We start from the raw sequence: 26521 nt of genomic DNA on the forward strand, positions 1-26521 counted from the left end.
AATGGCGCCAACCGTCCTGAGGTCATGGCCGTCGAGCAACGGGTCGCCGATGTGATGAGCGCTCCGGTGATGAGTGTGACCCCCGAATCCGCCCTGCAGGACGCCGTGCGTCTGATCAGCGAGCACCACATCAGCGGCCTGCCGGTGGTGGATGGCGACGGGCGCCTGGTGGGAGAGGTGAGCGAACAGGACCTGATGATCCGCGAGAGCGGCTTCGACGCCGGGCCCTACGTGATGCTGCTCGACAGCGTCATCTACCTCCGCAATCCCCTGGCCTGGGACAAGCAGGTGCATCAGGTGCTGGGGACCCACGTGAGCGACCTGATGGGCCAGCATCCCCACTCCTGCAGTCCGGATCTGGGCCTGCCCCAGGCGGCGCGGCTGCTGCATGAGAGCGGCACCCAGAGGCTGTTCGTGGTGGATGGCGAGCGTCGACCGATCGGTGTGATCACCCGAGGGGATGTGGTGCGGGCGCTGGCGAAGGCAGCCGACTGACCGGTTCGGCGGCCTCCCCGGCCCCGTCGACCTCAACCGCCGCAGCGGGCAGTGGCGGCGGCGGCAGCACCGGTGGGGGCGGGGCATCGGGGTGCAGCACGGGTGCCGGAATCGGCCGCGGCGGCGCGTCGGGTGGACCGGAGGCCTGGGCAGCCGGCAGAAAGCCGGTGGCCGGATCGGGGAAGGAGATCTCGGGGGCAGGCGGTGCTTCGGCCTGAGCCTCGGGCTTCTGGATGCGCCCGGCGGGGCCGGGCGCATCCGCCGCTGCGGGCGGCCCGGTGACCATCGGAGCCCGATCCGGTTCCAGCTCCGATGGAGCCAGCGCTGATGGGGCCAACGTGTCGGCAGCAGCATCGGTGAACCGGGCAGCGACCTCGAGCGGAGGCGGCAGCGGTGCGACGGCGCCGCTCGGTTCCGGCCGCGGCGGGGCCGCCGACACCGCCGCTGCGGGCACCGCATCCGTTGCGTTCAGACGCCGGGCGATCGGCTCCACACCGCGCTCCATCACACGGTTCAGGCCGGCGAGGCTCCGGTCCAGCAGGCCCACACCGAGGGCACTCAGGCAGTCGCCGGGTGATCCGCAGGTGGCGGGGCGGGGCAGGCGTGGGCGCAGGGCCGCCAGCAGGGTTCCCTGCAGCGGGCGGGGCCGCTCCTCCAGGCGGAGCAGATAGGGCACGTGGGCGAAGCTGGTGGCGCCGCCGCTGATCCAGTTGGCATCGGCCTCGGTGAAGGCCTTGCGGCCGGGCACGATCAGCCGGCTCTTGGAGGCGTGGTCGGGCATGTAGGCCGCCAGGAAGCCCCGTCGTCTGGCCAGGGAACGGGTCTGATCGAGCGTGAGGCCCTCGCGGCTCATCAGCACCTCCAGCCGGCCGTCCTCGCGCAGGCCCATCACCATGCGGATGCGGGGCAGGTGGTAGCGGATCCGCTGGCCCATGCCGGCGCTGTAGGCGCCGCGATAGGTGTCGGGCGGAGCCTCCAGATCGTTGTAGAGGCTGTGGAGGCCGCCGATGAAGGTGTCGTAGCGGTTCGCCCGCTCCGGGGTGAGTTCGCCGTAGGAGAACACCAGGGCCCCATCCGGCCGGATGGCGATGTAGGCCCGCTGGCGGGCGGCGCTGCGGTTGAGGCCGCGCACGATGCGGGAGCCGAGCTTCAGATCGCCCAGGGGGACAGTGAACTCCTCGCCGCCGGGGCGGATGTGGTTCTCGTACATCGGCCCGGAGACGAAGGCCAGCGCGCCCGTGTCGGCAAAGGCCTCCGGCTCCCGGTCCCAGCCCTCGAAGAGCGACACCGCAACCCGTCGCGGATCCAGGTCCAGGGCATAGACCTCGTCGTCGGGGGCATAGCGGAGGGCAGACGCCACAGCTGCCACCGGGCGGACACTGGCCGGAGCCGCGGCCTCATCGGCCCTGGGGAGCGGGGGCGCCAGCGCCATCAGACCGCCGAGGACCAGGGGCGGGAGGGCGAGCACGACCCAGATCCGTCCCAGTCCGCCGCTCCTGCGACGGGCGGACGGGCGCCGCACACGGCGGCGGCGGGCTGACGCCGCAGCGGGGCGGGCCTGACCACGGGCGCGGCCGGGGCGGGGCGACGCCTGAGCTCGCGACGACGGCGAGGGCCGTGGCGGGGCCGTTCGCCTGCGGCGACGCGGGAGGGTTGAGGTCACCGGCGGCCTGAGGGAGTGCGGGGGCGCCAGGGCAGCACGCTGCCGTCGGCCACCACCCAGGTGCGCCAACGGTCGCGAGCGGGATGGCCGCCCGTCAAGGCCCCGAAGGACGGCAGGATCAGTGTTGCCAGCTCCTCGGCGAAGGCGAAGCAGGGCAGGCGCAGACGGTCGGTGCGATCACCCAGTCGCACCACCGGATGCAGGTGACCGCACACCCCCAGCCCGGCGGCCGCCTGCGGGGGCCGCTGCTGCGGGGGCTGCGGTTCATGGCTCAGCCAGAGGGGTCCCCGCCCGTGGGACGGCTGCGAGCGCAGCCCTTCGAGATGGATGCGGCGGTCGTGGTTGCCCTCGATCCAGCAGAGGGGGCAGCCGAGCAGCTCGGGCAGAGCCGCCAGGGTCTGGCGGAGCTCCGGGGTCAGGCCCAGACGGCTGTGGAACAGATCGCCGAGCACGATGAGCTCCGAGGGCTGCAGTGCATGGCTGAGGGCGATCAGCGCGTTCAGGGTGGTGCGATCGCCATCACTGGGGAGGGGAATGCCGTGGGCCTGGAAGGTCTCGGCCTTGCCGAGGTGAAGATCGGCCACCAGCAGGAGTCGCTGCGCGGGATCCCAGAGCGCCCGGTCGCCCAGCAGCATCAGATCGTGGCCCTGCCAGTCCCAGCGGAGGCCCTCAATCCCCGGGGGCAGGGCGCTCACCGGGCGCCCATGACCCGCTGATGGGCGGGACGCGCCCGGGTGGCGGCGATGCAGGCCTGAACCGAGGGGTAGGGGGAGAGATCGAGGTCCGGGAAGAAGAGCGGCAGATAGGCCAGGTGCGACAGCACGGAGCAGTCGGCCACGCCCCAGCGATCGCCCACGAGCGGGCGATCCGGCTCCAGCAGGGCATCGAGCCGTGTCATCAGGGCGGGGAACTCCCGCTCCTGGTTGCTGGGCACGAACAGGGCGATCGAGAGGGTGGAGTTGGCGAAGAGCACCCACTGGATTGCCAGGCTGCGCTCGACCGGATCGGCGAAATCGCCGCCGTGGTTCTCGGCCAGATGCAGCAGGATCGCTCCGTTCTCGAACAGGTGCAGGGGGCCGCCATCCGGCCCCCTGAAGCCGTGGTCGGTGAGGGCGGGCACCTTGGCGAAGGGATTGATCGCGAGGAAGGGCGGCTGCCTGTGCTCGCCGGCCTTCAGATCCAGCTCATGCCAGTGGTAGGGGATGGCCCGCTCCTCCAGATACCAGCGGGGCATCGAGGCCCGTGAACGGGGAGCCCCGTGCAGCGTGAGGCCGCTGGGAGCGGGGCCGGAACGGTCTTCGGAGGAGCTCGGCATGGGCGCTGCCGGGTGGGGCATGGGAGGCCAGCGAGGCTAGGGAGCCGCTCCCTCAGGCCTCGGCCCGCTGGGCTTCGGCCATCAGGCGCTGCACCCGCTCCAGAACGCTCTCGTTGCTCATGCGGTTGTTGAGCCGCTCCACCAGCAGCGGGAACGCCAGGGGGCCGGGCCGGGGCGTGCGCTCGTGCCTCACCGTGCAGCGGCCGAGGCGGCCGAGGGCCTCCCGCAGGCGGGGCAGTTCCAGCTGCTCCTCCAGCACCTCCCGCCTGGCCTGAGCCAGCAGCCGGTTGCCGGGTTCATGGCGCTGGAACACATCGAACAGCAGGGCAGAGCTGATCTGGAGCTGACCGGCACTGCGGTTCTGGCCCGGGTAGCCGCTCTGGATCAGGCCGGCGATCTGGGCGATGGCCCGGAAGCGCCGCCGGCAGAGTTCCGAGAGGTTGAGGGCCTGCTCCAGATCGGATTCGAGTGAGCCGGGATCCAGCAGGTCCTCAAGGGCGCTCTCCACCAGCTCGGCCATCGGGTAGCCGCGGGGCGCGAGCAGCTCGAAGCCGTAATCGTTCACCGAGACGGTGAGAGTGCCCCGCTCCAGGCGCGTCAGCCGGGCGGACCAGAGGAACCCGAGTCCCTCGTGCACGAAGCGCCCCTCGAACGGATAGGCGTAGAGATGCACCCCTTCCCGCGTGCGGCAGGTCTCGATCAGCAGCTCGCCGAGCCGCGGCAGACGGGAGAGGTCCTGCTGCCGCTCCAGCAGCGGCGCCAGGGCCTGCAGCTCCGGCGTGTCCAGCTCGCCGCGGGCGGCCCGGTCCACCTCACGCCGCAGGTGCTCGGTCAGCAGGGATGAGAGCGCCATCTGACCGCCGGCCCAGGCCGGCACGGTGCGGGTGCGTCGGGTGCTGCTCTTCACATGGGCCGTCATGTCGCGCAGCCGCACGAACTCCAGCTGCCGGCCGGCGAAGAAGAAGACGTCGCCGGGTTTGAGCTGACCGATGAAGGTCTCCTCCACATGGCCGAGCACCGACCCCCGCACGAAACGCACGGTGATCGCCGGGGCCGCGGTGATCGTGCCGATGTTGAGGCGGTGCAGGCGCGCGATGGCCTGCTCCCGGACCCGCAGCCGTTCAGCGCCGCCCCCATCGCGCTGGCGCTCCAGCTTCCGGTAGCGGGGATAGGCCGCCAGGCAGGCGCCGCCACTCTCGAGAAACTCCAGGGCCCAGACCCACTCCGCATCGCTGAGATGGCGGTAGCTCCAGGAGCGACGCACCGCCGCCAGGGCGGGACCGGGCTCGAACCCGGGTCCGCAGGCCAGGCTGGTGAGGTGCTGCAGCAGCACATCCAGAGGCGCCTGCGGCGGACGGCGCTCCTCCACCAGACCCTCGGCCAGGCCGCGGCGCACGGCACTGACCTCCAGCAGCTCCAGGGCGTTGGTGGGCATGAACAGCACCTGGGAGGTTCCGCCGGGGGTGTGGGCCGAGCGGCCGGCCCGCTGCAGCAGGCGGGCCAGGTTCTTGGGGCTGCCGATCTGCACCACCTGCTGAACAGGCTGGAAATCGACCCCCAGATCCAGGGAGCTGGTGCACACCACCCATCGGATCGAGCCGTTCTTGACTCCGGCCTCGATCGCCTCCCTCTCGCCGCGATCGATGGCGCTGTGGTGCAGCGCCAGCTGATCCTCCATCTCGGGGCAGGCGAAGCGCAGGCACTGCTGCCAGCGTTCCGATTGATTGCGGGTGTTGGTGAACAGCAGGGTGCTCACATCGGGCCGCAGCGCCCCCACCAGCTCCTCGTACATGCGCAGCCCGAGATGACCGGCCCAGGGAAAGCCGTCGATGCTCTCCGGCAGCAGGCTGCGGATCTCGGTGGCGCGCTCCGGTGCGCCGCCGATCAACACGGGCTCCGAGCCCAGACCCAGGGCGTGCCGGGCCGCCTCCTCCAGGTTGCCGATCGTGGCGCTGATGGCCCAGGTGCGCAGTTGCGGACGCTGCTGCCTGAGCCAGCTGAGGCAGAGCTCGCACTGGATGCCGCGTTTGCTGCCGAGCAGCTCATGCCATTCGTCGAGGATCACCGACTCCAGACCGGCGAAGAGCTGCTCGGCGCGGGGGTTGGCCAGCAGCAGAGAGAGGGACTCCGGCGTGGTGATGAGGATGTGGGGCGGGCTGCTCAGCTGACGGCTGCGCTGGCTGCTGCTCGTGTCGCCGTTGCGGATGGCCACGCGGAGCGGCCAGCCCATGGCCTCGATCGGTTCCCGGATCGCCAGGGCCAGGTCGCGGCTGAGGGCCCGCAGCGGAGTGAGGTAGACCAGCCGCAGGCCGGGACGGGCCGGGTCGTCCGCGAGCATGCTGGCGATCGGGCCCATCACGGCGGCGTAGGTCTTGCCCGAGCCGGTGGGCACCTGAATCAGACCCTCGCGGCCCGCCAGCTCCGCCTGCCAGGCGCGGCGCTGGAACGGCATCGGCGTCCATCCCCGGGTGGCGAACCAGGCCTCGATCGGGCCCAGCCTGGGATCCGCGGCGCCGGCCTCCGCGTCGGCGCGCATCGGGAGGGTTCCGGGAGCGGGTTGCGTCATGGGTGGGAGGTTCCCATCAGCGCCTGCGCGGCCTGGAGGCAATCGGCCTCCTCAGCCGGCTTCTCGTGCCGCCAGCGCAGGATGCGGGGGAAGCGGACGGCCAGACCGCACTTGTGCCGGCTGGAGGGATGGATGCCCTCGAAGCCCAGCTCGAAGACCAGCTCCGGACTCACCGAGCGGGCGGGACCGAAGCGATCGATCGTGTGGCGGCGGATCCAGCGGTCCAGCTGCTCGATCTCGGCCTGATCCAGACCGGAGTAGGCCTTGGCGAAGGTCACCAGGCGCCGATCTCCGGATTCGTGCCCGGGCCGGTCCCACAGGGCGAAGGTGTAGTCGGTGAAGAGGTTGGCGCGGCGGCCGCTGCCGGCCTGTGCATAGAGCAGCACCGCATCCAGGGTCATCGGCTCGAGCTTGTGCTTCCACCAGTGGCCGCGGCGGCGGCCGGCCAGATAGGGCGAATCGATCCGCTTCAGCATCAGCCCCTCCGCGCCGAGGTCGCGCGCGGCCTCCCGGAGCGTGTCGAGCTGGTCCCAGGCCTCCAGCGGCCAGCCGGGACTCAGCCGCAACCGGCGAAGGCAGCGATCGCGCTCGTTCCGGCTGATGGCCTCCACCACGGCGTTCAGCGCCTCCCGGCGCTGCTGCAGCGGCTGCTGGCGCCGGTCCTCACCGCCCTGCTCGAGCAGGTCGTAGGCGACGAAGCAGGCGGGCAGCTCGCGCTGCAGTGCGGCATCGACCCGCTTGCGCCCCAGACGGCGCTGCAGGCTGGCGAAGCCCCGGGGGCGCTCCTCGCCGGCGGCCCAGACCATCACCTCCCCGTCGAGCACGGTGCCCGCCGGCAAGGCCTCCGCCATCGCCTCCAGTTCCGGGAAGGCCTCGTTGATCAACTCCTCGCCGCGGCTCCACAGGCAGATGGCCCCGGACCGGCGCACCAGCTGACCCCGGATGCCATCCCACTTCCACTCGAGCCACCAGTGCTGCGGCGGCGTGTCCGTCAGGGCAGCCGGATCGAGGGGACTCGCCAGAAAGAACGGGTACGGCCGGCCGCCGGTGGCCTCCTCTCCGGCTCCGGCCGGGGCCACCAGCGCCGCAAAGCGGCCGGCGGAGGGATCGAAGCCCCCCATCAGTCGCTGCAGCACGAGCGTCTCCTCCAGGGAGAAGGCCCGGGCGATGGCCCGGGCCACCAGCCCGGAGGAGACCCCCACCCGGAATCCACCGCTGAGCAACTTGTTGATCAGAAAGTGATCGCCCCGGGGCAGAGCCGTCCAGAGGGCCACCAGCGCATCGGCCTGCTCCTCTCCCTCGAGGGCGGCCAACTGCGGCAGCGCCACCTCCATCCACCAGTGCAGAGGCCGGCGGGCGAGGGCGTCCGGCTCCGGGGAGACGAGCCAATCCGGCAGGGCGGCCACCCGCCCGCCAGGCTCCGGCCCCGGGGGGACGCTCACCTGCGGCCAGAGCAGGGCGATCGTTTCGGCGGAATCGCCCACATGGGCATGGCAGTCGTCGATGAGCCATGCCGGCAGCCCCGATCGCTCCCGCAGCACCTCCCGCAGACGCCGGCCGGTGATCAGGCGCCGGCGGCGTCGGCCCAGCAGCAGGGCCACCGCCCAAGCGGCGTCCGCGGCCGGGGTGGTCGCCAGATGTGCAGCCAGCGCCTCCACCTTGGCTCGGGTGCCCGTCACGCCATCGAGCGCGTCGAACAGGGTCCGGAAGGATCTCATCGCCCTCTCACCACGCCGGGCTCGCCACGCTGCTCATGCCTCGGCGTCTCCCTCGAACAGGGTGGCCAGCGGCTCGGCCCGAATGCCCTCCTGCTCCCGCAGGTAGCGGGCCAGCACATCGCTCTGGCCATGGGTCAGGAACACCCGCTGCGCCCCCGACTCCTTCACCGTGCGCAGCAGACCGTTCCAGTCGGCATGGTCGCTGAGGACGAAGCCCCGTTCATAACCGCGCCGCCGCCGGGCACCCCGCACGGCCATCCAGCCGGAGGCGAAGGCGGTCTGAGGCGAACGGAAGCGTTTCATCCAGGGCGAGCGGTGGGCGGAGGGCGGGGCCAGCACCAGGCGCCCCGCCAGCGACTCGGCTCTCGGCAGGGCGCTCACGGGTCGGGTGGGGAGCATGGGCACCTCGGCCTCGCGATAGCTGCGGCAGATGGCCTCCGGGGCGCCATGCAGCAGCACCTCCTCCTCCAGCCCCAGCGCCCTCAGCTCCGCCAGCAGGCGCTGGGCCTTGCCGAAGGCGTAGCAGAAGAGAATCGAGGCGCGTGATCGATCACCCTGCCACCAGGAGACGATCTCCTCCGCCAGCTCCCGCCCGCTGCGCCAGCGGTAGATCGGCAGCGCGAAGGTGGCCTCGCTGATGAGCACATCACAGGACACCACCTCGAACGGTTGGCAGCTGGGATCGGGATCGCGCTTGTAGTCGCCGCTCAGCACCCAGACCTCCCCATCGGCCTCCAGACGGATCTGGGCGGAACCCAGCACATGTCCGGCCGGATGAAACGACACCCAGGCCTGATGCAGCCGGAAGGGTTCGCCGTAGGCCACGGGGGTCAGCCGGATGTCGCGCCCCAGCCGCTGCCGGAGCACGCCCTCACCGCTGGCCTCGGCCCAGTAGTGGCCGCAACCCGGCCTGGCGTGATCGGAATGGGCATGAGTGATCAGGGCTCTGGGCACCGGACGCCAGGGATCCAGCCAGGCCCGGGCCGCGGGGCAATAGAGGCCCTCAGGGGTCCGTTCGATCAGGGCCATGGACCGCTCACGCTCCGCCTGGACTCAGCGGCTCATGGCGAGCATGCGTTCGATCGGCCGCAGCGCCTGCTGACGGATGGTTTCATCGAGTTCGATCCTGGGCTCGAGTGTGGCCAGGCAGCTCCAGAGCTTCTCGAGCGTGTTCAGGCGCATGTAGGGGCAGGCATTGCAGCTGCAGCCGTCGGTGCCGGGCACCGGCAGGAAGGACTTCTGGGGCAGGCGCCGTTCCATCTGATGCAGGATGCCGGGCTCGGTCAGCACGATGAAGCAGCTGGCCGGGCTCGTCTCGGCATGGCTGAGAAGGCGGCTGGTGGATCCGATGAAATCGGCGTGGTCCAGCAGCGGCTCGACGCACTCGGGATGGGCGATCACCTCCGCATCGGGGTGACGGGCCATCAGCCGCAGCAGCGCCTCCTCGCTGAAGGTCTCGTGCACCACGCAGCGGCCGGGCCAGAGCGTGAGGGATCGGCCGCTCTGCCGCTCGACCCAGCGGCCCAGGTTGCGGTCCGGGGCGAACAGGATCGGGCGATCCTCCGGCAGCTGGCGGACCAGATCCACAGCGTTGCTGCTGGTGCAGATCAGGTCGCTCTGGGCCTTCACCGCCGCCGTGCAGTTGATGTAGCTCACCACCTGATGATCGGGGTGGCGGGCGCGGAAGGCGGCGAAGTCGTCGGCGGGGCAGTCATCCGCCAGGGAGCAGCCGGCATCGGCATCCGGCAGCAGCACGATCCGGTCGGGATTGAGGATCTTGGCGGTCTCCGCCATGAAGTGAACGCCGCAGAAGACGATCACCTCCGCGTCGGTGCTGGCCGCACGGCGGGCGAGCTCCAGAGAATCGCCGATCACATCGGCGATGTCCTGGATCTCCGGCTCCTGGTAGTAGTGAGCCAGGATCACCGCGTTGCGTTCGCGCCGAAGAGCGTTGATCGCGGCGGTGAGCTCGGCGGCGGGCGGCGGGACGGGACTGGGGGCGACCGCCGGGGCGATGGCGTCGACGGATCGTGTGGGCCGAGCGCTCAAGGCGGCCGAATGGTGCAGGATGTGCAGAGCCTAGGCAGACGGCGCTGGTCAGCCTGAACATCGCCATCGCCGGAGATCTGCACGGTCAGTGGGACCGTCACGACGCCCTGGTGCTGGAGTCCGCCGCAGCCGATGCCCTGCTGGTGGTGGGCGATCTGAGCGACGGTGACTGCCGCTATGCCCGCGAACTGGCGGACCTGACCCTGCCGGTGGCCTGTGTTCTGGGCAATCACGACACCGGCTGGGACCGCAGCGGTGGTCGCCTGGAACGGCAGATCGCGCTGCTCGGGGAGCGGCACTGCGCCTGGCGCAGCCGCGGCTGGAGTGAGCCGGCCCTCGCCGTGGTGGGCGCGCGGGCCGGCTCAGCCGGCGGGGGATTCCGGGTGTCTCCGGCGGTGGAGGCGGTGTACGGGCCGATGAGCTGCCAGAGCTCCGCCGACCGGATCATCGCCGCAGCGCTGGAGGCACCGCTCGACCAGCCCCTGGTGCTGCTGGCCCACTGCGGCCCCAGTGGCCTGGGGAGTGAAGCGGCCGATCCCTGCGGCCGCGACTGGCAGCGGCCGGCCCGGGACTGGGGCGATCAGGACCTCTCCATCGCCATTCACACGATCCGCCGGCAGCGGCCGGTGGATCTGGTGGTGTTCGGGCACATGCACCATCGCCTCAGGCGCGGCGGCGGCACCCGCCGCAGCCTGCACGTCGACCGATCCGGCACGGCCTACATCAACGCGGCCTGCGTTCCCCGGCATCAGCGCGACCCGGCCGGCAACAGCCTGCACCACTTCTCCTGGGCGCGGTTCGAGTCCGGCGCCCTGAGCGAGCTCTCCCATCGCTGGTACGACCGGAGCGGCCGCCTCCTCTACCGGGAATCGCTGCTCAACCGCCCGCCGGACGCCCCCCGGGCCCGCACGACCGCCTCCCCGGCGACCGGATCGCGCCACCTCTGAATGCTGGTCTACGTCTGCATCAGCGCTCACGGCTTCGGTCATGGAGCACGGGAGGCGGCGATCCTCGCTGCCCTGCATGGGTTGCGGCCCCACTGGCGCCTGGTGGTCTCCACCGACCTGCCGGACGCCTTTCTGGATCTGGTGCTGGCCGGCCTTCCCCATGAACGCCGCCGCTGCCGCTGGGATGTGGGCGTGATCCAGGCCGACGCCCTCGACAGCGACCCCGGCGCCACCCTGTCAGCGATACAGGATCTGGGAGAGCACCTGCCCAGCCAGCTCGCAGAGGAGCAGCTCTGGCTGCAGCAGCAGAACGAGCCGGTCCTGGTGGTGGGAGATGTGGCCCCCGCCGCCGCCGATCTGGCACGGGGCCTGGGGGCACCGCTGGCGTGGGTGGCCAACTTCGGCTGGGACGAGATCTACGCCGACATGGGGCCCGCTCTGGCCGGCGCCGCATCCGCCTGCCGGGAGCGCTACCGCCAGGGGCAGCTGCTGGTGCGCTGCCCCTTCTCCCTGTCCATGCCGTGGCAGGTGCCGGAGCTGCCGGTGGGACTCACGGTGCCGCAGCCGCGCCGCCCGGCCGCCGAGGTGCTGGCCCGGCTGGGCTGGAGTGAGGCCCCGGAGCGGAACCGGCTGGTGATCGTGGCCTTCGGCGGCATCGGCCTGCCCCTGGAGGGAGACCTGTTCCGCAGCTGGCCGGAGCATCGTTTTCTGGTGGCGGGCGGGCCTGCTGCCAGCGGCGGAGGCCACGCCGATCCGGCCCATGTGTGCAGGCTGCCCGCGGATCTCAGGCCCCTGGACGTGATGCCGCTGGCGGGCCGCCTGATCACCAAACCCGGCTACAGCAGTTTCTGCGAGGCGATGGCCTGCGGGGTTGGACTGGTGGTGGTGAAGCGGCGACGCTTCGCCGAGGTGGCCGCCCTGGAGAAAGGACTGCGCCGCCATGCCTGGCACCGGGAACTGGAGCCCGACGAGCTGCGCAGCGGTTCCTGGCGTCTGAATGAGCCACTGCTGGCCCCATCCGCCGCGCCGCTGGCTGCGGATGGGGCTCTGGCGGCCGCCGCCGCCCTGGCGCGCTGCGCCGAACGGCCATGATGCCGATTTGTGACAGTTCGCCCCGAAGGCTGTGCCAGTGCGCCATGCCGCGCCACTGGGCTTGACGGCATGAGCGTTGCTGATCAATGGCCAGATCCCTGCCGGGACCAACCCTCAGCGGCCGGAACAGACCGACTGGCCGCATGGACACATGGCCATCCGGCACAGGGCATCTTCGGTCTCTGACCCCGCTTCGACAACGTGCCGCGTGTTCACCGCTTGGCGGAGTCAGTTCCAACGGGTTCTTCACCCGCCGGTCCTGTTCCGTCCGGTCCGCGATCCATTCAGGGCGGGCCGTTCCGGCTGAGGAGGTTTCCTGCCGGATGAGCCACTCACCAATTCTGGAGAAACCTCGAGCACGATGCTGCGTTCCGCCACACGATTTCTGGGCGCTCTGGCGCTGAGCACCACCGCCTTCACCGCACTCGACGTCCAGCCGGGCCGGGCCGCCTTCCGCCATCCCGCCGCCGAGTCCACCAGCACCAGCCGCGCCCTGAAGACGAGCGATCAGGAAGTCGTTCCGATCAGCGCTCTGCCGTACATCATCACGCCCGAACGTCGGGCTCTGCTCAACACGATCCGCTTCGCTGAAGGCACCTGGCTCAACGGCGACGACCTCGGTTACAAGGTCATGTTCGGCGGCAGCCTGATGCCGTCGCTGGAGCGCCATCCGGATCGGGTGATGCGCACGCCCGGCTACGCCAGTGCCGCCGCCGGGGCTTATCAGTTCATGCCCTTCACCTGGAACATGGTTCAGCGGAAGCTGGGATTCCGCCGCTTCGGGCCGATCGAGCAGGACCAGGGCGCCCTCTTTCTGGTACAGCGGCGCAAGGCCCTCGGTCTGGCCGACCGGGGCCAGATGAGCCCCACCCTGGCCGCAAAGCTGGCGCCCGAATGGGCCTCGTTCCCGACGCTCTCCGGCCACAGCTTCTACGGGCAGCCGGTCAAGCGGTTCGCCGACCTGCGGCGCTTCTACAACTACAGCCTCACCGAAGTGCGTGAGCGGGTGGAGCGTGAACGCGACCGGCTGGCCCAGCAGAGCGACAACCAGACTGCTGGCGGTCCTCAGCAACCGGTCTGCACCGGGCCGACTGTTCTCTGCTTCTGATCAGAGGCCACACCGCTGCGCCTCAGCGAAGCCAGCTGACGCGTTCCATCAGCGCATCCGGATCAGGGAGTGATTCGACAGATCTGGTTCAGGAACCCTCTGAACCGGATGCCCCCTCGCTGCTGACCGGAAGACCCATGGTCTGCATGGCCACCAGGTAGGCGCCCACCGCCGCACCGAGGAAGCCGAGCGCGTTGCGCAGCAGCGGCAGCACATCGGATGTACGTGTGATGACCGGGGCCACACCGAACACCCCGAAGAGCATCAGCCAGAGCGGAGACAGCAGCAGCAGCCACGCCCAGGCGATGCGCTGTCCGGGTCGGCGCGGGAAGGCCGCGACTCCGGCCACCACGCCGCCAAAGATGGATGTGCCGAGGGTGAGCAACCACTGTTCCCGCGGCAGACCCGGCACCACCTGACACCCGCCCCGATCAAGGCAGGTGGTGACCGCACCGAGAGCGGCCTCGATCGCACCGTCCTCCCCGTGATCACGGACGTAGTACTGGTTGCCGTAGCGCGTCTGCAGCTCCACCCAGTAGGTGCGGGGCATCAGGGCGAAGAGGGCATCACCCACGTTGAAATTGAGCAGGTTGCCGCCGCGGGGATCGGCCACCACAAGCAGGGATCGCTCATCCAGCCCCCAGAACTCGCGCAGGGCCAGACCCGGCGTGCGGTCGTACTGGGTCAGCACCCGCAGCTTCCAGCCCGAGCGCTCCTCGAACGCCTCCAGCTCCCGCTCCATGGCCTCGCGCTGGTTGTCGGTGAGGGCACGCGCCAGATCGATCACCGGAGTGGGGTGATCCGGCAGGAGATCGGGGTTGTCGTAGGCCAGAGCCGTCGGCACGGCTGCCGTGAGCACCAGCACGACCGCGGCCAGCACGAGCATCAGGGCCTGAAGCGGCCGCAGGAAGCCGAACCTGGCCGGCCGGGCCGGTTCTCCGGGAGCCTGGGCAACAACCACCATGAACCGCCAGCGCGCAGTGGGACCATTCTCCCCTCGCCGCCCCGCCGCCCGTGACGGTTCCCGACTGGCTCCTGCAGCGCCTGACGGCCGCGGGGGGGCGTGTGCCCTTCCGCACCTACATGCAATGGGTGCTGCACGATCCCGAGCACGGGGCCTACGGCGCCGGGCGGCTGCGGATCGGGCCGGCCGGCGACTTCGTCACGGCGCCCTCCATGGGGGGAGCGATGGCGGAGTTCCTGGCGGCTCAGGTGGCCAGCTGGCTGGAGCAGCTGGATCGCGCGGAGCCGCAGGCACACCCAGCCGGCCCCGGCGAGGTGGCCGCTGAGGAGCGGTTGTCCCTGGTGGAGACGGGTCCGGGCGAAGGGGATCTGGCCGATCAGCTGGTCCGGGCCCTGCTGCTGCGGCAGCCGGACCGATGGCAGGAGCGGCTGGAGCTGGTTCTGATCGAGCCCAATCCGGGCATGGAGCGGCGGCAGCGGCAGCGGCTGGAGGGTTGTCCGGTACCGGTTCGCTGGTGCCGCTTCGACGATCTGGCCTCCTCTCCTGTGCAGGGGGTGGTGCTGGCCCACGAGGTGCTCGATGCCCTGGCCGTGGAGCGGGTGGTCTCCGGCGGCGAGCGCTGGTGCCGTCAGGAGGTGCTGCTCACCGGCCAGCCCGCACCGCGATTGGAGCTGACCCGGGGAGCGGAGCTGACATCGGACGATCCGGCGCTTGCGCTGCTGACCCGCCTGGGGCTGGCGGTTCCCGGCCCCGGGCGCCCGCACGGCTGGTGCAGCGAGGTGCATGTGGAGCTGACGCCCTGGCTGGGGGCCTGCGGCAGGGCCCTGCGCCGGGGGCAGCTGCTGGTCATCGACTACACCAAAGACGCCGCGCGCTACTACGCCCCACTCGCCCGGGAGGGGACGCTGCTGGCCTACAGACAGCAGCGGGCCCACGGCGATCCCCTGCAGGACCCGGGCCACTGCGACCTCACGGCCCACCTCTGCAGCGACAGCCTCAGCCTGGCGGCCGCCGATGCCGGCTTCCAGGACCTGGGCAGCACCAGCCAGGGGGAAGCCCTGCTGGCCCTCGGGCTCAGCCAGGCGCTGCACGCCCTGCAGCAGCCCTCCGGCCCAGACCTGACCGAACGGCTGCGGCGACGCGAGGAGCTGCTGCGGCTGGTGGATCCCCATGCCCTCGGGGGCTTCCGCTGGCATGCGTTCGCCCGCAGCCCCCAGCAACGGCAGCCGGAGATCCCCGGCGAGGCCGCGGATCCGCCCCTGTTTCTGCGGGAGCCGGCCGGACCCTGACGAGCGGGCTCAGACCAGTCGCTCCAACACCTGCAGCACCCGGGCGTCGCTGATGTCATCCCGGATGACCACCGACCCGAGCCCGCTGGGGAGCACGAAACGGACCCGGCCGTCGCGCACCTTCTTGTCGCTGCGCAGGCAGCGCAGCGCGGCCTCCGCCTCGAAGCCCGGCCAGCGCACCGGCAGGCCGCAGGCCGCGATCAGCCGGCGCTGGCGCTCCTGGTCCGCGGGGGACCACAGGCCCAGCTCCACGCTGAGGGCACCGGCGGCCACCATGCCGATGGCCACCGCCTCACCGTGCAACACCCGGCCGTACCCACTCAGGGTCTCCACCACATGGCCGAGGGTGTGGCCGTAGTTGAGAACGGCCCGGCGCCCGGCCTCGCGTTCATCGGCGGCGACCACCTCCGCCTTGGCAGCGGCACAGCGCTGCAGCACCTCCTGCAGCCGCTCCGCTCCGAGACCCTCCCGGCTGGAGGGATCCTCCGAAGCCTCGAGGTTCTCGAACAGCGCGGGATCGCCGATGACGCCGTACTTGATCACCTCCGCCATCCCGGCCCGGAATTCCCGCACGGGCAGGGTGGCCAGGGTGTCGGGGTCCACCACCACCGCATCGGGCTGATGAAAGGCGCCGATGAGGTTCTTCCCCCCCGGGTGGTTCACACCCGTCTTGCCGCCGATCGCGGCATCCACCATCGCCAGCAGGGTGGTGGGCACCTGAACCACCGCCAGGCCCCGCAACCAGGTGGCAGCGGCGAAGCCGGTCATGTCCCCGACCACCCCGCCACCGAGGGCCAGCATCAGGGAGCTGCGTTCGAGCCTGGCCGCGAAGGCCGCGTCATGGATCAGCCCGATGCTGCGCGGGGTCTTCTGCTCCTCGCCCGCCTCCAGCACCAGCTGATGCACCAGCAGGCCCACCGACTCGAGCGAGGCGCGCACAGCCGCTCCGTAGGGGCCGGCCACGTCCGGATTGCTCACCACCAGAACGCGGCGGCCCTCCGTCCAGCCCCGCTCCCGGAGCAGCGGCCCGAGCCGTGAGAGGGCACCGGAGCCGATGTGAATCGGATAGCCCCCCGCCGGCAGGTCCACCGTGACGGTCTGGAGCGGCGCGATCGCTGCGGCGGTAGGGGAGGCAGACACAGAGCGGGGCATGACTGGGATGCTGGGCTCAGTCTGACCCTCCACCTCCATGCCCTCGCCCCGGCGGCTGCGCGGCACATTCACGGCCTGGGCCTTCCTGACGCCGGCGCTGGTGCTGCTCAGCCTCTCGGTGCTGATCCCGGCTCTGATGGCCCTGCTGCTGAGCATGACCCGCACGGGGCTCGACGTGAGTGAGCCGTTGCGTTTCATCGGTCTGGAGAATCTGCGCCGCCTGCTGCTGGATCCGATCTTCTACAGGGTGCTGGGCACCACGCTGCTGTACCTGGTGGGGGTGGTGCCTCCGATCGTGCTGGGTTCCCTCGCCCTCGCGGTGCTGGTCAACCGGGCCCTGCCGGGGATGCACGGCTTCCGGGCTGCCTTCTACACCCCGGTGCTGGTGTCGATCGTGGTGGCGGCGATCGCCTTCCGCTGGCTGTATGCCGAGAACGGTCTGCTCAACGGCTGGCTGGTGGCCGTGACCGGTGGACGGCTCCCGGCGCTTGGGTTTCTGACCGATCCGCGCCTCGCCCTGCCCTCCGTGATGCTGGTCACGCTCTGGAAGGGGCTGGGGTATTACATGGTGATCTTCCTGGCCGGCCTGCAGGGGATCCCGGCCGAGCTCTACGAAGCCGCGGCCCTGGATGGCAGCACGGGCTGGCGGCGTCACTGGGACATCACCCTGCCGCTGCTGCGTCCCTACCTGACTCTGGTGGGCGTGATCTCCGCCATCGCCGCCACCAAGGTGTTCGAGGAGGTGTTTCTCATGACCCAGGGCGGGCCGGCGGATTCGACCCGGACCCTGGTGTATTACGTGTACGACCTGGCCTTCTCGGAGCTGGAGATCAGCTACGCCTGCACGGTGGGGCTGGCCCTGTTTCTGCTGGTGATGCTGCTCACGGCCTTCAGGCTGGGAACGGGATCGGAACGGCCGCTGATCTGACCGGCCGGGGGCGGACCAGCGGGGAGAATGGGAGGTGACGGAGAGTCACAACGCGCGACGGGGAGTGATGAAGGGCGGCATCGGTGTGGTGGGGGGAGGCCAGCTGGCGTTGATGCTGGGCCAGGCGGCCCGGCGCCGCGGCATCCCCTGCCACGTGCTGCAGGCGCGCGAGGCGGAGCCGGCGTCCGCCGTCGCCACCAGCAGCGTGCTCGGCACAGCCGGCGATGCGCGCGCGATGCGGGAGCTGGCCGATCGCTGCCGGGCGGTGACCTTCGAGCACGAATGGCTCGACCTGGCCGCTCTCAGCGACCTGGAGCAGCAGGGTTGCCGGTTCGTGCCCTCGCCGGCAGCGCTGGATCGGCTCATCTCGAAGCGGCACCAGCGGGAGCTGCTGGAGGCGATGGCCATCCCCTGCCCGCGCTGGCTGCCGTTGAGCCGCCTGCAACCGGACCCGACCGGGGAGCAGCCCGGCGCTGAACCGCTGGCGTCCCCGGACCCGGGGAACCAGCAGGCTGGCACCGCCACCGCCACGGTGACTCCGCCCAGGCGGGCCGTTGCCCGCGTGCGCCTGCCCGATGGCTGGAGCTTCCCCGTGATGGCCAAGGCCAGTCGGGGTGGATACGACGGCCGGGGCACCCGCCTGGTTCCCGATGCCGCTGCTCTGCAGCGACTGATGGAGGAGGTGCCGCCCGATGACTGGCTGCTGGAGGAGTTCATCCCGTTCGAGCGGGAACTGGCCCTGGTGGCCTGCCGCGATCGCTTCGGCACCGTGGCCGTCTACCCCCTGGTGGAAACGCATCAGCACGGTCACGTCTGCGACTGGGTGCTGGCGCCGGCCGAGGCCTCGCCGGCCCTTCAGGCCCACGCGCGCAATGTGGCGGCCTCGCTGCTCACCGATCTCGACTATGTCGGGGTCCTGGCCATCGAGTTCTTCTGGGGTCGCCGCGGCCTGCTCGTGAACGAGCTGGCACCGAGAACCCACAACTCCGGTCACTACAGCATCGAGGCCTGCCGCAGCAGCCAGTTCGACCAGCAGCTGCGCATCGTCAACGGCGAGACCCTCCTCGACACGGATCTGACCGTGCCCGGAGCCCTGATGGTGAACCTGCTCGGACTCGATCTGAGCGAGGCGGAGATGGAGACGCGGCGCGCCCAGTTGCGCCGGCTGCCCGGAACCGAGCTGCACTGGTACGGCAAGCCATCCGGCGCCATGGGCCGGAAGCTCGGCCACATCACCCTGCCGCTGAAGGAGCTCGATGCCGGCTCACGCCGGCGGGAGGCGATGGAGCATCTCGGTCAGATCCGCGCGATCTGGCCACTGCCCGGGCTCGCCTCCGCCTAAATTGGTCGCGGACTGCGGCGTTGGTGACTGCCTTTCACAGTTTTCTGATCTGACTCTCTTTTCGACATGGGGAGGATGTCGTGGTTGGGACGTAAACCGGCCTTCGCAGCCGGAAACGAAACGCCACTGTTCCGCCCCTTCTGGCACGACCAGGTCGAAACACTGGGGCAAGACGGCACTGTGGTCCACCCTGTTCCGAGCGATCCAGGCCCGGGGTGTCAGCTCCGGGCTTTCTGACGGCTGCGTCCCGGTTGCAGCAGCTCGTCGAGGAGGGCCTGAAGGTCCTCACGGCTGCAGCTTGTGGTGACGAACACCTCCTGCACCAGGCTGCCCCGGCGCGCCACCAGCTTGTGGCCACCGCGGATGGGCGTTGAGATGCGCAGGCTCAGCTGCGGTGAGCGACCACGAACGCGGGAGATCACCGCGGGTGTGGCCGTGTCGATGCCCCCGTGCCGCACCAGACGCCGCAGCAGCGGGATCAGCCCTTCCACATAGGTGCTGTGGGTGATGACAACGCGACCCACGGCTTTCAGTTGCGCTCGAGCGGGGCCATGGTCAGGCCTTCGGCCGCGAGCTGCTGGTGGTACATCTCGGCCTGCTCGAGAGGACCGGACCAGACCTCGGCCGACCCCTGCGAGTCGATGCGATTGGCCAGGGCCCAGGCCTTCTCCTCACTCATGCCGGGGATGTAGCGACGCAGCACATCGACGACGTGCTGAAAGGTGTTGACGTCGTCGTCGAGGACGATGACGCGGGCATGGGGATAGCGCTGCAGCACGGTGGCGCCGTCCCGGTCCAGAACGGGGCTGGGACCGGGTCCGAGACGAACCGCCCCGCGGGCGGAGCCGCAGATGGGATGGGCGGTCAGGGTGGGGAAAGTGCGATCCATCCGGGCACGGCAGGCGGAGCGGTCAACCGCCGGAGCCTCCGCAGTCGGCAGGATCTCAGGCGGGCAGAAGCAGTGGAGCAACTGTAGTTAAACTGCGCCGACGGCGTTAACCAACGGCATGCTGATCACCTTCGGCTGGGCTTCACTCGCGGCTCTGTTCAGCTTCTCCATCGCCATGGTGGTCTGGGGCCGCAACGGCGACGGCACGCTCAAGTTCTGATCCGGCGGCACCCCTGCCATGGAGGCCTCCCCCCTCAGCATCGCCGGCATTCCGCTGAGCGCCCTGCTGTTTCCCACGGCGGCCGCCCTGCTTCTCTTCGTCACGGCGGGGGTGATCTACCTGTCCCTGATCGACTGGCGTGACCGGCGCCGGCGGAATCGAGAAACCAGTCGGTCCTCCTCCCGTTGAGACGCAGCGGCGCTCTCACCGGCGCGATCCAGGAGCCGTCCGGCGAAATCCCTCACTTCGCTGACTGGGCCTGGAGGCTGGCAGGAGACTGTCTGGTGGACCCGGCCGGCCTGGACACGCCAGCCGGACCGCGCTCCCCTCAGTCCGAAGAGGCCTCGGCCGTTGAGCAGGCGTTGCATGAGCTGTCCCGGGCGGGACGGACCGCGGCGGTCGCTGGGCCGGACCCGGCTGCGGTGATGGCGGTGCTTGCGGCCCCATCGGATTCGCCGATGCGAGCGGTTCTGCGACGGCACGCCGACGATCTCAGACGGCACCTGGTGGGAGACACGGTGACCTACGTGGTGAACCGCAACCTCAACTTCACCAATATCTGCAACCAGCACTGCGGCTTCTGCGCCTTCCGCCGCGACAGCCACGAGGCCGGCGCCTACTGGCACAGCATCGATGCGCTCCTGGCCAAGGCCGAGGAGGCGCGCCGGCTCGGAGCGAGCGAGCTCTGCATCCAGGGGGGTCTTCACCCGGAGGCCAGAACGGAGGGGAGCGCCCTGCGCTACTACGCCGGGATGCTGAGGGAGCTGCGCCGGGCCTGGCCGGACGTGCACCTGCATGCCTTCTCCCCCCAGGAGGTTCTCTTCATCGCCCGGCAGGACGGTATCGGGGTGCAGCAGGTGCTGGAGACCCTGATCGAGTCGGGCCTCGGATCGATGCCGGGCACCGCCGCCGAGGTGCTCAGCAGCCGTGTGCGCAGGAGGCTCTGCCCCGAGAAGCTGTCGGCCCGGGCCTGGTGTGCGGTGATTCTGGAGGCCCATCGCAGCGGGCTGCCCACCACGGCGACCCTGATGGCGGGCCACATCGAGGCGGCGGCGGACCGGGCGGCACACCTGTTGACGCTGGTGCGGTTGCAACAGCAGGCCCACGGCCACGGTGCCACCGGATTCACCGAATTCGTGCTGCTCCCCTTCGTCGGTCGCTTCGCTCCGGCCTCCCTGCGCTCCAGGGTGGGTCGTGATCAGCCCGACCCCACGGACATGCTCACCCTCACGGCACAGGCCAGGCTGGTGCTGGGCCGCTGGATCCGTCACCATCAGCCCAGTTGGGTGAAACTCGGGCTCGCCACGGCCGCGGAGGCCCTCAGCTGGGGCTGCGACGACCTGGGCGGCACTCTGATGGAGGAACACATCACCACCATGGCCGGCGCTCAGGGCGGCACCTGCCTCTCGGTCGATCAGCTGCGTCAGGCCGCCCATCGGGTCGGCCGCCCCGCGCAGGAGCGCAGCACCGTGTACCAGCCGGTCGCCGCAGCATGACCCGACCGACCCAACCGCGGCTCGCAGCGCGACTGTCCCACTTCGGCAAGGTGGCCCTTCCCCGGGCCCTCAAACGCTCGCGCTGGCCCCTGCCCACGAGTGCGGCACTGGCGGCTTTGCTGACCTTCGCCCCGCTCATCGCCCTGAGACTGAGCCCTCCGGGCTCAGGCGACCCGCTGGGACGCCTGCCGGAGGTGGCGGAGCTGATGCAGGCCTTCCCGATCCGTCCGGAGGGGAGTCCGCCCGAACTCTGGCGTGACCGCCTGGGCGAGGAGATGGTCGAACGCGTGTGGGAGCGGGCCGGGCGCCGCAGCCTCTGGTGGCAGTTCTGGCCCAGCAGCGGTGACTTTGCTCCCGTGCTCGCGTTCCCGGCACGCTGGTGGCCCAGCGAGGCACGCGGTTTCCCGCCCCACAGCCGCCTTGAGGGAGAGCTGCTGCTGGTGGCGGCGGAGGCGCTGCAGATCCAGCAACTGGCCCGTCAGCTTGCGGCGGCACCGCGTCCGATGGGCAGCGGCTGGGTCGAGCTGTGCCGTTCACGCCTGCTCAGCGGACCGGCGGTGCTGTGGAGCAACAGCGCCCTGGAAGGCATGCTCGGTTCGCTCGTACCCCTGATGCAGCCGATCCGACGGGGCTGCCTCAGCCTCAGTTTCGAGGGGCGCCGCATGGACTGGCAGGGCGTGGGCACCACGAGTGCCCTCTCGGCCACGGCCCAGGCCACCCTCGAAGACGGCCCGGCCGGACCGGCAACGGTGCCGGCGGGAGCCGGGTCACAACCCGGCCTGGAACCGGACGTTCTGCTGCAGCTGGAGGGGCAGCGGCTCGGCTGGCTCCTCGATGACCTGCTGGAGCGGCGGGCGATCCGTTCGCCGCTCGAGTCCCGCTACGGGCTCACGGCAACGGAACTCTCCCAGCTCAGCGATGCACCCTTCCGTCTGCGGATCCGCGCCAGTGAGGCGAACCGGTTCAAGGCGGTGCTGGAGCTGGGCGTGATCTTCAGCGCTGCCGATCAGGCGGGCTGGCAACAGCGCTCCAGGTCCCTGGCGCGGCTGCTGGAGGCGGACGGGTTCCGGATGGACGACCTCGGCGGAGAGAGCGTGGTGCTGACGGACCCCGAGGGGCAGCCCGTGGCCCAGTGGCGATGGCAGCCCTGGGGGCTGGCGCTGGAGCTGGGCATGGAGAGCTCGCCCGACCAGGGCGGAGCTGCCGACCTCAATGGGGCCGCACTCACCGCCGCGCCGGTGGATGTCGACCGCCTGGAGGGGGAGGGGGCGGCGATCCTGATCGACGCCAAGCCGGACGAGCTGGCCCGGCTCAACCTTCTGCCCAGGCGCCTGCCCCCGCCGATCCGGATGGCATCCGGTTTCAGCGGGCGGGTGGGACTCGGCCAGGGGCCGGAGGCGGCTCCGAGCTACGAGCTGAGCGGCTGGCTGGTTGTGCCACCAGCGGCGGCCGACCCTGCGGTGGCGGCTCCATCACCGGCGCCCGGGCCCGAGCCGGTGCCTGAACCAGCGTCGCTGCCGGCATCCCCCTGAGGGCCGGCGGAGCGCTCCTGACGCTCGCGGCGGCGGCGGTCGGCGGCCACCGTTTCCTCCATCAGTTCGACGGCCTGGGCCATCTTCTCGAGGTTCGTGGTGTACAGCGCCAGGTCCTTGTCCACGCGGTCACGCATCAGACCCATCGATTCGGCCATGTCGTGGGCGCGGGAGCGCAGAGCCTGGGGATCGAGCGCATCCGCTCCTCTGGCCCCCTCCAGGAGGCTGAGAAGACCCACGGCCATGAGGCGGGAATAGTGGAATCCAGGGGCTCTGGCGGCCTGGAGGGCATCCCGCAGCAGATCGGGTGCCCCATCGCCAGCGTTGGCCACCCAACCGCTCACTTCCTCGATCTGGTGATGACCGACCACCTGCAGGGCGTCGTCGCGCATGCGACGGAGGCCATCGGGATCCAGGCCGTTGGCGCGGCAGAGGGCACTGAACAGAGGCTGGCGGTGATGGTCGGGTCGATAGCCCTTGGAGAAGGCGTCGAAGACCTGGGTCAGGCCGACGGCGAAGAGGGAATCGGCATGAAAGCCCTCGTGCCGGCTGAGAAGATGCAGTTCCACCAGCAGTTCATCGACCATGCGCCGGTACAGAGGCGCAATCACAAAGGGGAACGCCTGGTGGAAGGACCGCTTGCTGTCGGCAACGGTGGGGCAGACGCTCACAACGTTCATCACCTGTCTCAATCGACCCTAGCGCCGCAGCCGTGGGCCCCCGCGGGATGCGGGGGCCCACGCGCCCGCATGCTCTCGGTAGAGTCCGGAGATTGACAGTCAGCTCCATGATCCCGATCGTCATCGAGGAATCCGGCCGCGGCGAGAGGGCATTTGACATCTACTCGCGCCTGCTGCGGGAACGCATCATCTTTCTCGGCGAACAGGTGACGGCCGAGTCAGCCAACCGCATCGTGGCCCAGCTGCTCTTCCTGGAAGCGGAAGACCCCGACTCGGACATCTTCCTCTACATCAATTCGCCCGGTGGCTCGGTGTATGACGGGCTCGGCATCTTCGACACCATGCAGCACATCAAGCCCGATGTGCAGACGGTGTGCGTGGGCCTGGCGGCCAGCATGGGTGCCTTTCTCCTCTGCGCCGGTGCCAAGGGCAAGCGCAGCAGCCTCGGCCATTCACGGATCATGATCCACCAGCCGCTCGGCGGGGCCAGGGGTCAGGCCAGCGACATCCGCATTCAGGCCGATGAAATCCTGTTCCTGAAGGACCGGCTCAACCGCGAGCTCTCCGACCGCACCGGGCAGCCGCTGGACCGCATTCAGCAGGACACCGATCGCGACTTCTTCATGTCACCGGAGGAAGCGATGACCTACGGCCTCATCGACAAGGTGATCGACCGGAGACCGGTGCACTCCATCGCCTGAGCGACGGCAGGTGGAGTGATCACTCCACCTGCATGATCACTCATCCTGCAGACTGGATCGGCTGGATTTGAGTTCCTTCCAGAGCGACTTGATCTGGTCGTAGGCCAGCTCCTGACTGATCTTGCCGTTCGCCTGCAGCCCGACGATCAGGCCCACCCGCTCGGCGAACTGCTCCAGATTCTGATGAAACATCAGACGCTCTGGAGTCCAGTCAGATCCCCTGTAGCCGCTGTGCGCTTCAAGGGGAGAGCGGATTCCATCCACAGGGCGGTTGGTCAAAGGATCGAACGGAGCAGGGTCTGATGGTGAGTGCACAACATCAGACCAACGGTTGACGGGGGCTCACGGTGTCTTGCGTGAGCCGAGCTTAGGGACACTGATGCGATCGGGCAGAGCAGGCCCGCGACGCCTCACGCCGACGGGGCGGACGCCTCCGACACAGGGGCATCGAGCAGCGGGGAGAAGCGGACCTTCTCGGGCAGGTCGGTGAACTCAGCGACGATGGCGCGGAACTCATCGCCGTCCAGCGTCTCCTTGTCGATCAGCAGTTCGACCAGCCTGTCCATGCAGGGCCTCTGGCCTGCCAGCAGGGCCACTGTGTCGCGGTAGCAGGCCTGAACGATCGAACGGACCTGTTCATCGATGCGGCGGGTGATGGCATCGGAGGCGTCGCTGCGGGTCATCAGGTCGCGACCGAGAAACACCTCCTGATTGCCGGCCTCCAGCGAGACCGGGCCGAGATCGCTCATGCCGAAGCGGGTGACCATCTGCCTGGCCATGGAGGCCACCTGCTGGATGTCTCCACCAGCGCCGGTGGTCACCTCGGCGTGGCCGAAGACCACATCCTCGGCGGCGCGTCCGCCCAGAGCGCCCATGATGCGGGCCTTGAGCTGGGCACGGCTGACCAGCGACTGTTCCTCATCGGGGGCGAACCAGGTGAGACCCTGGGCCTGACCGCGGGGAATCAGGGTCACCTTCTGGACCGGGTCGTGATCCTTGACCAGGCTGCCGATCAGCGCATGGCCGACTTCGTGGTACGCGATCAGGCGCTTGCTGCGGCCATCGGTGAGGGGCTTGCCCTCCATGCCGGCGATGATGCGGTCCACGGCATCGTCGATTTCGCCCAGCGTTGTGGCCGGTTTCCGGCGCCGCGCGGTGAGAATCGCCGCTTCGTTCAGAAGGTTGGCCAGATCCGCGCCGGTGAAACCGGGTGTGCGACGGGCGATCGCCTCAAGTGAGACATCCTCGGCGAGCTTCTTGTTGCGGGAGTGAACGTGAAGGATGTCGAGGCGACCCTTGATGTCGGGAGCATCGACCGTGACCTGACGATCGAAGCGGCCCGGACGGAGCAGGGCCGAATCGAGCACATCAGGCCGGTTGGTGGCCGCGATGATGATGATGCCGCTGTTGCCCTCGAAGCCGTCCATCTCGGTGAGCAGCTGGTTGAGGGTCTGCTCGCGCTCATCGTTGCCGCCACCGACACCGGCACCCCGCTGGCGACCGACGGCGTCGATCTCGTCGATGAAGATCAGACAGGGGCTGTTCTCCTTGGCCCGCTTGAACAGATCGCGCACACGGCTGGCACCGACACCGACGAACATCTCCACGAACTCGGAACCGGACAGCGAGAAGAAGGGCACTCCGGCCTCTCCGGCGATGGCCTTGGCCAGCAGGGTCTTGCCCGTTCCGGGAGGGCCGACCAGCAGCACACCCTTGGGAATCTTGGCCCCGATGCTGGTGAACCGCTCAGGGGTTCTCAGGAACGTGACCACCTCCTCGAGATCCTGTTTGGCCTCCTTGACGCCCGCCACATCGTCGAATTTGACGCCGGTTTCGGCTTCCATCAGGAAGCGGGCCTTGCTCTTGCCGAACTGCATCGCCTGGCCGGGGCCGCCGGGCATGCTCGACGAGCGGCGGGCCAGAAAGATCAGCGAGCCGATCAGCAGCAGCGGGAAGAGCAGATTGCCCAGGAGACCGAGCGCCGGCGGCGTGGTGCGCGGCGCGTGCAGGTCGAAGCTGATGCCCTGCTCCTTGAGGGTGTTGATCAGTTCAGGGGCCAGGCCGGGCAGATCGACCCGCAGCTTCTGGACGCGGTTGTCGAGATCGGGATCGATGGCCTCCACCACCGCGTTGCGGCCGCCGTCGTAGATGTCAACGGCAGTGACCCGGCCGGCTTCGACGTAATCGAGGAAGCGGCCATAGCTCATCCGGGCCACAGCGGTGTTCCGGGCACCGGCACCGCCGGTCATGCCGCCGGAACCGGCGTTGCTCAGCACCTGCCATCCGAAGAACAGAGCGATCCCCAGGGGCAGCAACCACAGGGCCAGGACACGCCAGCGTCGGTTCATCGTTGTCGTGGAATTTGAACAATTGTA

25 protein-coding genes and 1 other RNA gene are annotated in these 26521 nt (G+C 69.9%); 12 read left to right on the forward strand and 14 right to left on the reverse strand.

The genetic code is table 11. The features are described from left to right. Window positions 1-24: 24 nt before the first annotated feature. Entirely contained in the window at window positions 25-495 is a 471-nt protein-coding gene (locus EVJ50_RS04745; RefSeq protein WP_150882590.1) for a CBS domain-containing protein, read from the forward strand. On the opposite strand, the gene EVJ50_RS04750 is transcribed toward EVJ50_RS04745, so the two are convergent. The 7 genes from EVJ50_RS04750 to nadA all read right to left on the reverse strand — a co-directional run bounded on the left by EVJ50_RS04750 (window position 449) and on the right by nadA (window position 9773). Then, a complete protein-coding gene (locus EVJ50_RS04750) occupies window positions 449-1927 on the reverse strand; it encodes a hypothetical protein (RefSeq protein WP_225323157.1) in 1479 nt (492 codons plus the stop codon). The genes EVJ50_RS04745 and EVJ50_RS04750 overlap by 47 nt on opposite strands. Window positions 1928-2154: 227 nt before the next feature. Then, window positions 2155-2853 (reverse strand): ligase-associated DNA damage response endonuclease PdeM, encoded by a 699-nt coding sequence (gene pdeM / locus EVJ50_RS04755; protein WP_225323087.1) that lies wholly within the window; start codon window positions 2851-2853, stop codon window positions 2155-2157. Next, entirely contained in the window at window positions 2850-3473 is a 624-nt protein-coding gene (locus EVJ50_RS04760) for a glutathione S-transferase family protein (protein ID WP_150882591.1), read from the reverse strand. The genes pdeM and EVJ50_RS04760 overlap by 4 nt, the downstream gene beginning before the upstream one ends. A gap of 52 nt (window positions 3474-3525) precedes the next feature. Continuing rightward, entirely contained in the window at window positions 3526-6009 is a 2484-nt protein-coding gene (locus EVJ50_RS04765) for a ligase-associated DNA damage response DEXH box helicase (protein ID WP_150884864.1), read from the reverse strand. 26 nt (window positions 6010-6035) lie between these two features. Next, complete coding sequence (locus EVJ50_RS04770) at window positions 6036-7757, reverse strand: ATP-dependent DNA ligase (protein WP_150882592.1); 1722 nt, start codon at window positions 7755-7757, stop codon at window positions 6036-6038. A 33-nt stretch (window positions 7758-7790) separates the two neighbouring features. Beyond that, window positions 7791-8780: a ligase-associated DNA damage response exonuclease gene (locus EVJ50_RS04775; RefSeq protein ID WP_150884865.1), complete on the reverse strand. Its 990-nt coding sequence runs from the start codon at window positions 8778-8780 to the stop codon at window positions 7791-7793. Between the two features lie 30 nt (window positions 8781-8810). After that, window positions 8811-9773, reverse strand: coding sequence for a quinolinate synthase NadA (gene nadA, locus EVJ50_RS04780; protein WP_150884866.1), 963 nt, complete (start codon window positions 9771-9773; stop codon window positions 8811-8813). Between the two features lie 14 nt (window positions 9774-9787). Between nadA and EVJ50_RS04785 the strand changes: the two genes are divergently transcribed. The 3 genes from EVJ50_RS04785 (at window position 9788) to EVJ50_RS04795 (ending at window position 12953) form a co-directional block, all read left to right on the forward strand. Next, window positions 9788-10753: a TIGR04168 family protein gene (locus tag EVJ50_RS04785; RefSeq protein ID WP_370455600.1), complete on the forward strand. Its 966-nt coding sequence runs from the start codon at window positions 9788-9790 to the stop codon at window positions 10751-10753. Next, window positions 10754-11845: a hypothetical protein gene (locus EVJ50_RS04790; RefSeq protein ID WP_150882593.1), complete on the forward strand. Its 1092-nt coding sequence runs from the start codon at window positions 10754-10756 to the stop codon at window positions 11843-11845. 361 nt (window positions 11846-12206) lie between these two features. Continuing rightward, entirely contained in the window at window positions 12207-12953 is a 747-nt protein-coding gene (locus EVJ50_RS04795; protein ID WP_191964870.1) for an endolysin, read from the forward strand. Between the two features lie 88 nt (window positions 12954-13041). On the opposite strand, the gene EVJ50_RS04800 is transcribed toward EVJ50_RS04795, so the two are convergent. Beyond that, the gene (locus EVJ50_RS04800; protein ID WP_150884869.1) at window positions 13042-13839 is read right to left on the reverse strand and encodes a TPM domain-containing protein; all 798 of its coding nucleotides are present in this window, start codon (window positions 13837-13839) and stop codon (window positions 13042-13044) included. Window positions 13840-13967: 128 nt separating this feature from the next. On the opposite strand from EVJ50_RS04800, the gene EVJ50_RS04805 reads away from it, so the two are divergent. After that, entirely contained in the window at window positions 13968-15206 is a 1239-nt protein-coding gene (locus tag EVJ50_RS04805; RefSeq protein WP_225323088.1) for a class I SAM-dependent methyltransferase, read from the forward strand. Between the two features lie 9 nt (window positions 15207-15215). On the opposite strand, the gene aroB is transcribed toward EVJ50_RS04805, so the two are convergent. Further along, complete coding sequence (gene aroB / locus EVJ50_RS04810; RefSeq protein ID WP_150882594.1) at window positions 15216-16358, reverse strand: 3-dehydroquinate synthase; 1143 nt, start codon at window positions 16356-16358, stop codon at window positions 15216-15218. Between the two features lie 37 nt (window positions 16359-16395). On the opposite strand from aroB, the gene EVJ50_RS04815 reads away from it, so the two are divergent. The 3 genes from EVJ50_RS04815 (at window position 16396) to ssrS (ending at window position 18819) form a co-directional block, all read left to right on the forward strand. Then, entirely contained in the window at window positions 16396-17286 is an 891-nt protein-coding gene (locus EVJ50_RS04815) for a carbohydrate ABC transporter permease (RefSeq protein ID WP_150882595.1), read from the forward strand. Between the two features lie 34 nt (window positions 17287-17320). Next, window positions 17321-18628 carry a 5-(carboxyamino)imidazole ribonucleotide synthase gene (locus EVJ50_RS04820; RefSeq protein WP_225323089.1) on the forward strand — a complete coding sequence of 436 codons (1308 nt, stop codon included), beginning with the start codon at window positions 17321-17323 and terminating at the stop codon, window positions 18626-18628. Between the two features lie 6 nt (window positions 18629-18634). Continuing rightward, window positions 18635-18819, forward strand: a non-coding RNA gene (ssrS, locus tag EVJ50_RS04825) — 6S RNA. 27 nt (window positions 18820-18846) lie between these two features. Here ssrS and EVJ50_RS04830 read toward each other — a convergent pair. Both EVJ50_RS04830 and clpS read right to left on the reverse strand, forming a co-directional pair. Beyond that, window positions 18847-19152 carry a DUF2103 domain-containing protein gene (locus EVJ50_RS04830; protein WP_150882596.1) on the reverse strand — a complete coding sequence of 102 codons (306 nt, stop codon included), beginning with the start codon at window positions 19150-19152 and terminating at the stop codon, window positions 18847-18849. Window positions 19153-19157: 5 nt separating this feature from the next. Next, complete coding sequence (gene clpS, locus EVJ50_RS04835; protein WP_150882597.1) at window positions 19158-19517, reverse strand: ATP-dependent Clp protease adapter ClpS; 360 nt, start codon at window positions 19515-19517, stop codon at window positions 19158-19160. 118 nt (window positions 19518-19635) lie between these two features. Here clpS and petN point away from each other — a divergent pair, with 118 nt between their 5' ends. The 3 genes from petN to cofH all read left to right on the forward strand — a co-directional run bounded on the left by petN (window position 19636) and on the right by cofH (window position 21233). Then, window positions 19636-19737 (forward strand): cytochrome b6-f complex subunit PetN, encoded by a 102-nt coding sequence (petN, locus tag EVJ50_RS04840; protein WP_150882598.1) that lies wholly within the window; start codon window positions 19636-19638, stop codon window positions 19735-19737. Window positions 19738-19755: 18 nt separating this feature from the next. Then, a complete protein-coding gene (locus EVJ50_RS14525) occupies window positions 19756-19926 on the forward strand; it encodes a hypothetical protein (protein WP_191964871.1) in 171 nt (56 codons plus the stop codon). A gap of 236 nt (window positions 19927-20162) precedes the next feature. Then, window positions 20163-21233: a 7,8-didemethyl-8-hydroxy-5-deazariboflavin synthase subunit CofH gene (gene cofH / locus EVJ50_RS04845; RefSeq protein WP_150882599.1), complete on the forward strand. Its 1071-nt coding sequence runs from the start codon at window positions 20163-20165 to the stop codon at window positions 21231-21233. A gap of 1408 nt (window positions 21234-22641) precedes the next feature. Here the strand turns inward: cofH and psb29 are convergent. Further along, complete coding sequence (gene psb29, locus EVJ50_RS04850) at window positions 22642-23445, reverse strand: photosystem II biogenesis protein Psp29 (protein WP_150882600.1); 804 nt, start codon at window positions 23443-23445, stop codon at window positions 22642-22644. Window positions 23446-23552: 107 nt separating this feature from the next. Between psb29 and clpP the strand changes: the two genes are divergently transcribed. Next, window positions 23553-24146, forward strand: coding sequence for an ATP-dependent Clp endopeptidase proteolytic subunit ClpP (gene clpP / locus EVJ50_RS04855; RefSeq protein ID WP_150882601.1), 594 nt, complete (start codon window positions 23553-23555; stop codon window positions 24144-24146). A gap of 36 nt (window positions 24147-24182) precedes the next feature. On the opposite strand, the gene EVJ50_RS04860 is transcribed toward clpP, so the two are convergent. Next, a complete protein-coding gene (locus EVJ50_RS04860; protein WP_255452611.1) occupies window positions 24183-24338 on the reverse strand; it encodes a hypothetical protein in 156 nt (51 codons plus the stop codon). Between the two features lie 218 nt (window positions 24339-24556). After that, window positions 24557-26494 carry an ATP-dependent zinc metalloprotease FtsH gene (gene ftsH / locus EVJ50_RS04865; protein WP_150882602.1) on the reverse strand — a complete coding sequence of 646 codons (1938 nt, stop codon included), beginning with the start codon at window positions 26492-26494 and terminating at the stop codon, window positions 24557-24559. Window positions 26495-26521: the final 27 nt, after the last annotated feature.

Source organism: Synechococcus sp. RSCCF101, from assembly GCF_008807075.1.
GTDB lineage: Bacteria > Cyanobacteriota > Cyanobacteriia > PCC-6307 > Cyanobiaceae > RSCCF101.

Excerpts from the sequence above, each read along its gene's own strand:
- EVJ50_RS04745 (WP_150882590.1), top strand. The coding sequence starts at position 25 with ATGGCCGTCGAGCAACGGGTCGCCGATGTGATGAGCGCTCCGGTGATG.
- EVJ50_RS04750 (WP_225323157.1), bottom strand. The coding sequence starts at position 1,927 with ATGGCGCTGGCGCCCCCGCTCCCCAGGGCCGATGAGGCCGCGGCTCCG.
- EVJ50_RS04760 (WP_150882591.1), bottom strand. The coding sequence starts at position 3,473 with ATGCCGAGCTCCTCCGAAGACCGTTCCGGCCCCGCTCCCAGCGGCCTC.
- EVJ50_RS04765 (WP_150884864.1), bottom strand. The coding sequence starts at position 6,009 with ATGCGCGCCGACGCGGAGGCCGGCGCCGCGGATCCCAGGCTGGGCCCG.
- EVJ50_RS04770 (WP_150882592.1), bottom strand. The coding sequence starts at position 7,757 with ATGAGATCCTTCCGGACCCTGTTCGACGCGCTCGATGGCGTGACGGGC.
- EVJ50_RS04790 (WP_150882593.1), top strand. The coding sequence starts at position 10,754 with ATGCTGGTCTACGTCTGCATCAGCGCTCACGGCTTCGGTCATGGAGCA.
- EVJ50_RS04795 (WP_191964870.1), top strand. The coding sequence starts at position 12,207 with ATGCTGCGTTCCGCCACACGATTTCTGGGCGCTCTGGCGCTGAGCACC.
- EVJ50_RS04800 (WP_150884869.1), bottom strand. The coding sequence starts at position 13,839 with ATGCTCGTGCTGGCCGCGGTCGTGCTGGTGCTCACGGCAGCCGTGCCG.
- aroB (WP_150882594.1), bottom strand. The coding sequence starts at position 16,358 with ATGCCCCGCTCTGTGTCTGCCTCCCCTACCGCCGCAGCGATCGCGCCG.
- EVJ50_RS04815 (WP_150882595.1), top strand. The coding sequence starts at position 16,396 with ATGCCCTCGCCCCGGCGGCTGCGCGGCACATTCACGGCCTGGGCCTTC.
- clpS (WP_150882597.1), bottom strand. The coding sequence starts at position 19,517 with ATGGATCGCACTTTCCCCACCCTGACCGCCCATCCCATCTGCGGCTCC.
- petN (WP_150882598.1), top strand. The coding sequence starts at position 19,636 with ATGCTGATCACCTTCGGCTGGGCTTCACTCGCGGCTCTGTTCAGCTTC.
- EVJ50_RS14525 (WP_191964871.1), top strand. The coding sequence starts at position 19,756 with ATGGAGGCCTCCCCCCTCAGCATCGCCGGCATTCCGCTGAGCGCCCTG.
- cofH (WP_150882599.1), top strand. The coding sequence starts at position 20,163 with ATGGCGGTGCTTGCGGCCCCATCGGATTCGCCGATGCGAGCGGTTCTG.
- psb29 (WP_150882600.1), bottom strand. The coding sequence starts at position 23,445 with ATGAACGTTGTGAGCGTCTGCCCCACCGTTGCCGACAGCAAGCGGTCC.
- clpP (WP_150882601.1), top strand. The coding sequence starts at position 23,553 with ATGATCCCGATCGTCATCGAGGAATCCGGCCGCGGCGAGAGGGCATTT.
- EVJ50_RS04860 (WP_255452611.1), bottom strand. The coding sequence starts at position 24,338 with ATGTTTCATCAGAATCTGGAGCAGTTCGCCGAGCGGGTGGGCCTGATC.
- ftsH (WP_150882602.1), bottom strand. The coding sequence starts at position 26,494 with ATGAACCGACGCTGGCGTGTCCTGGCCCTGTGGTTGCTGCCCCTGGGG.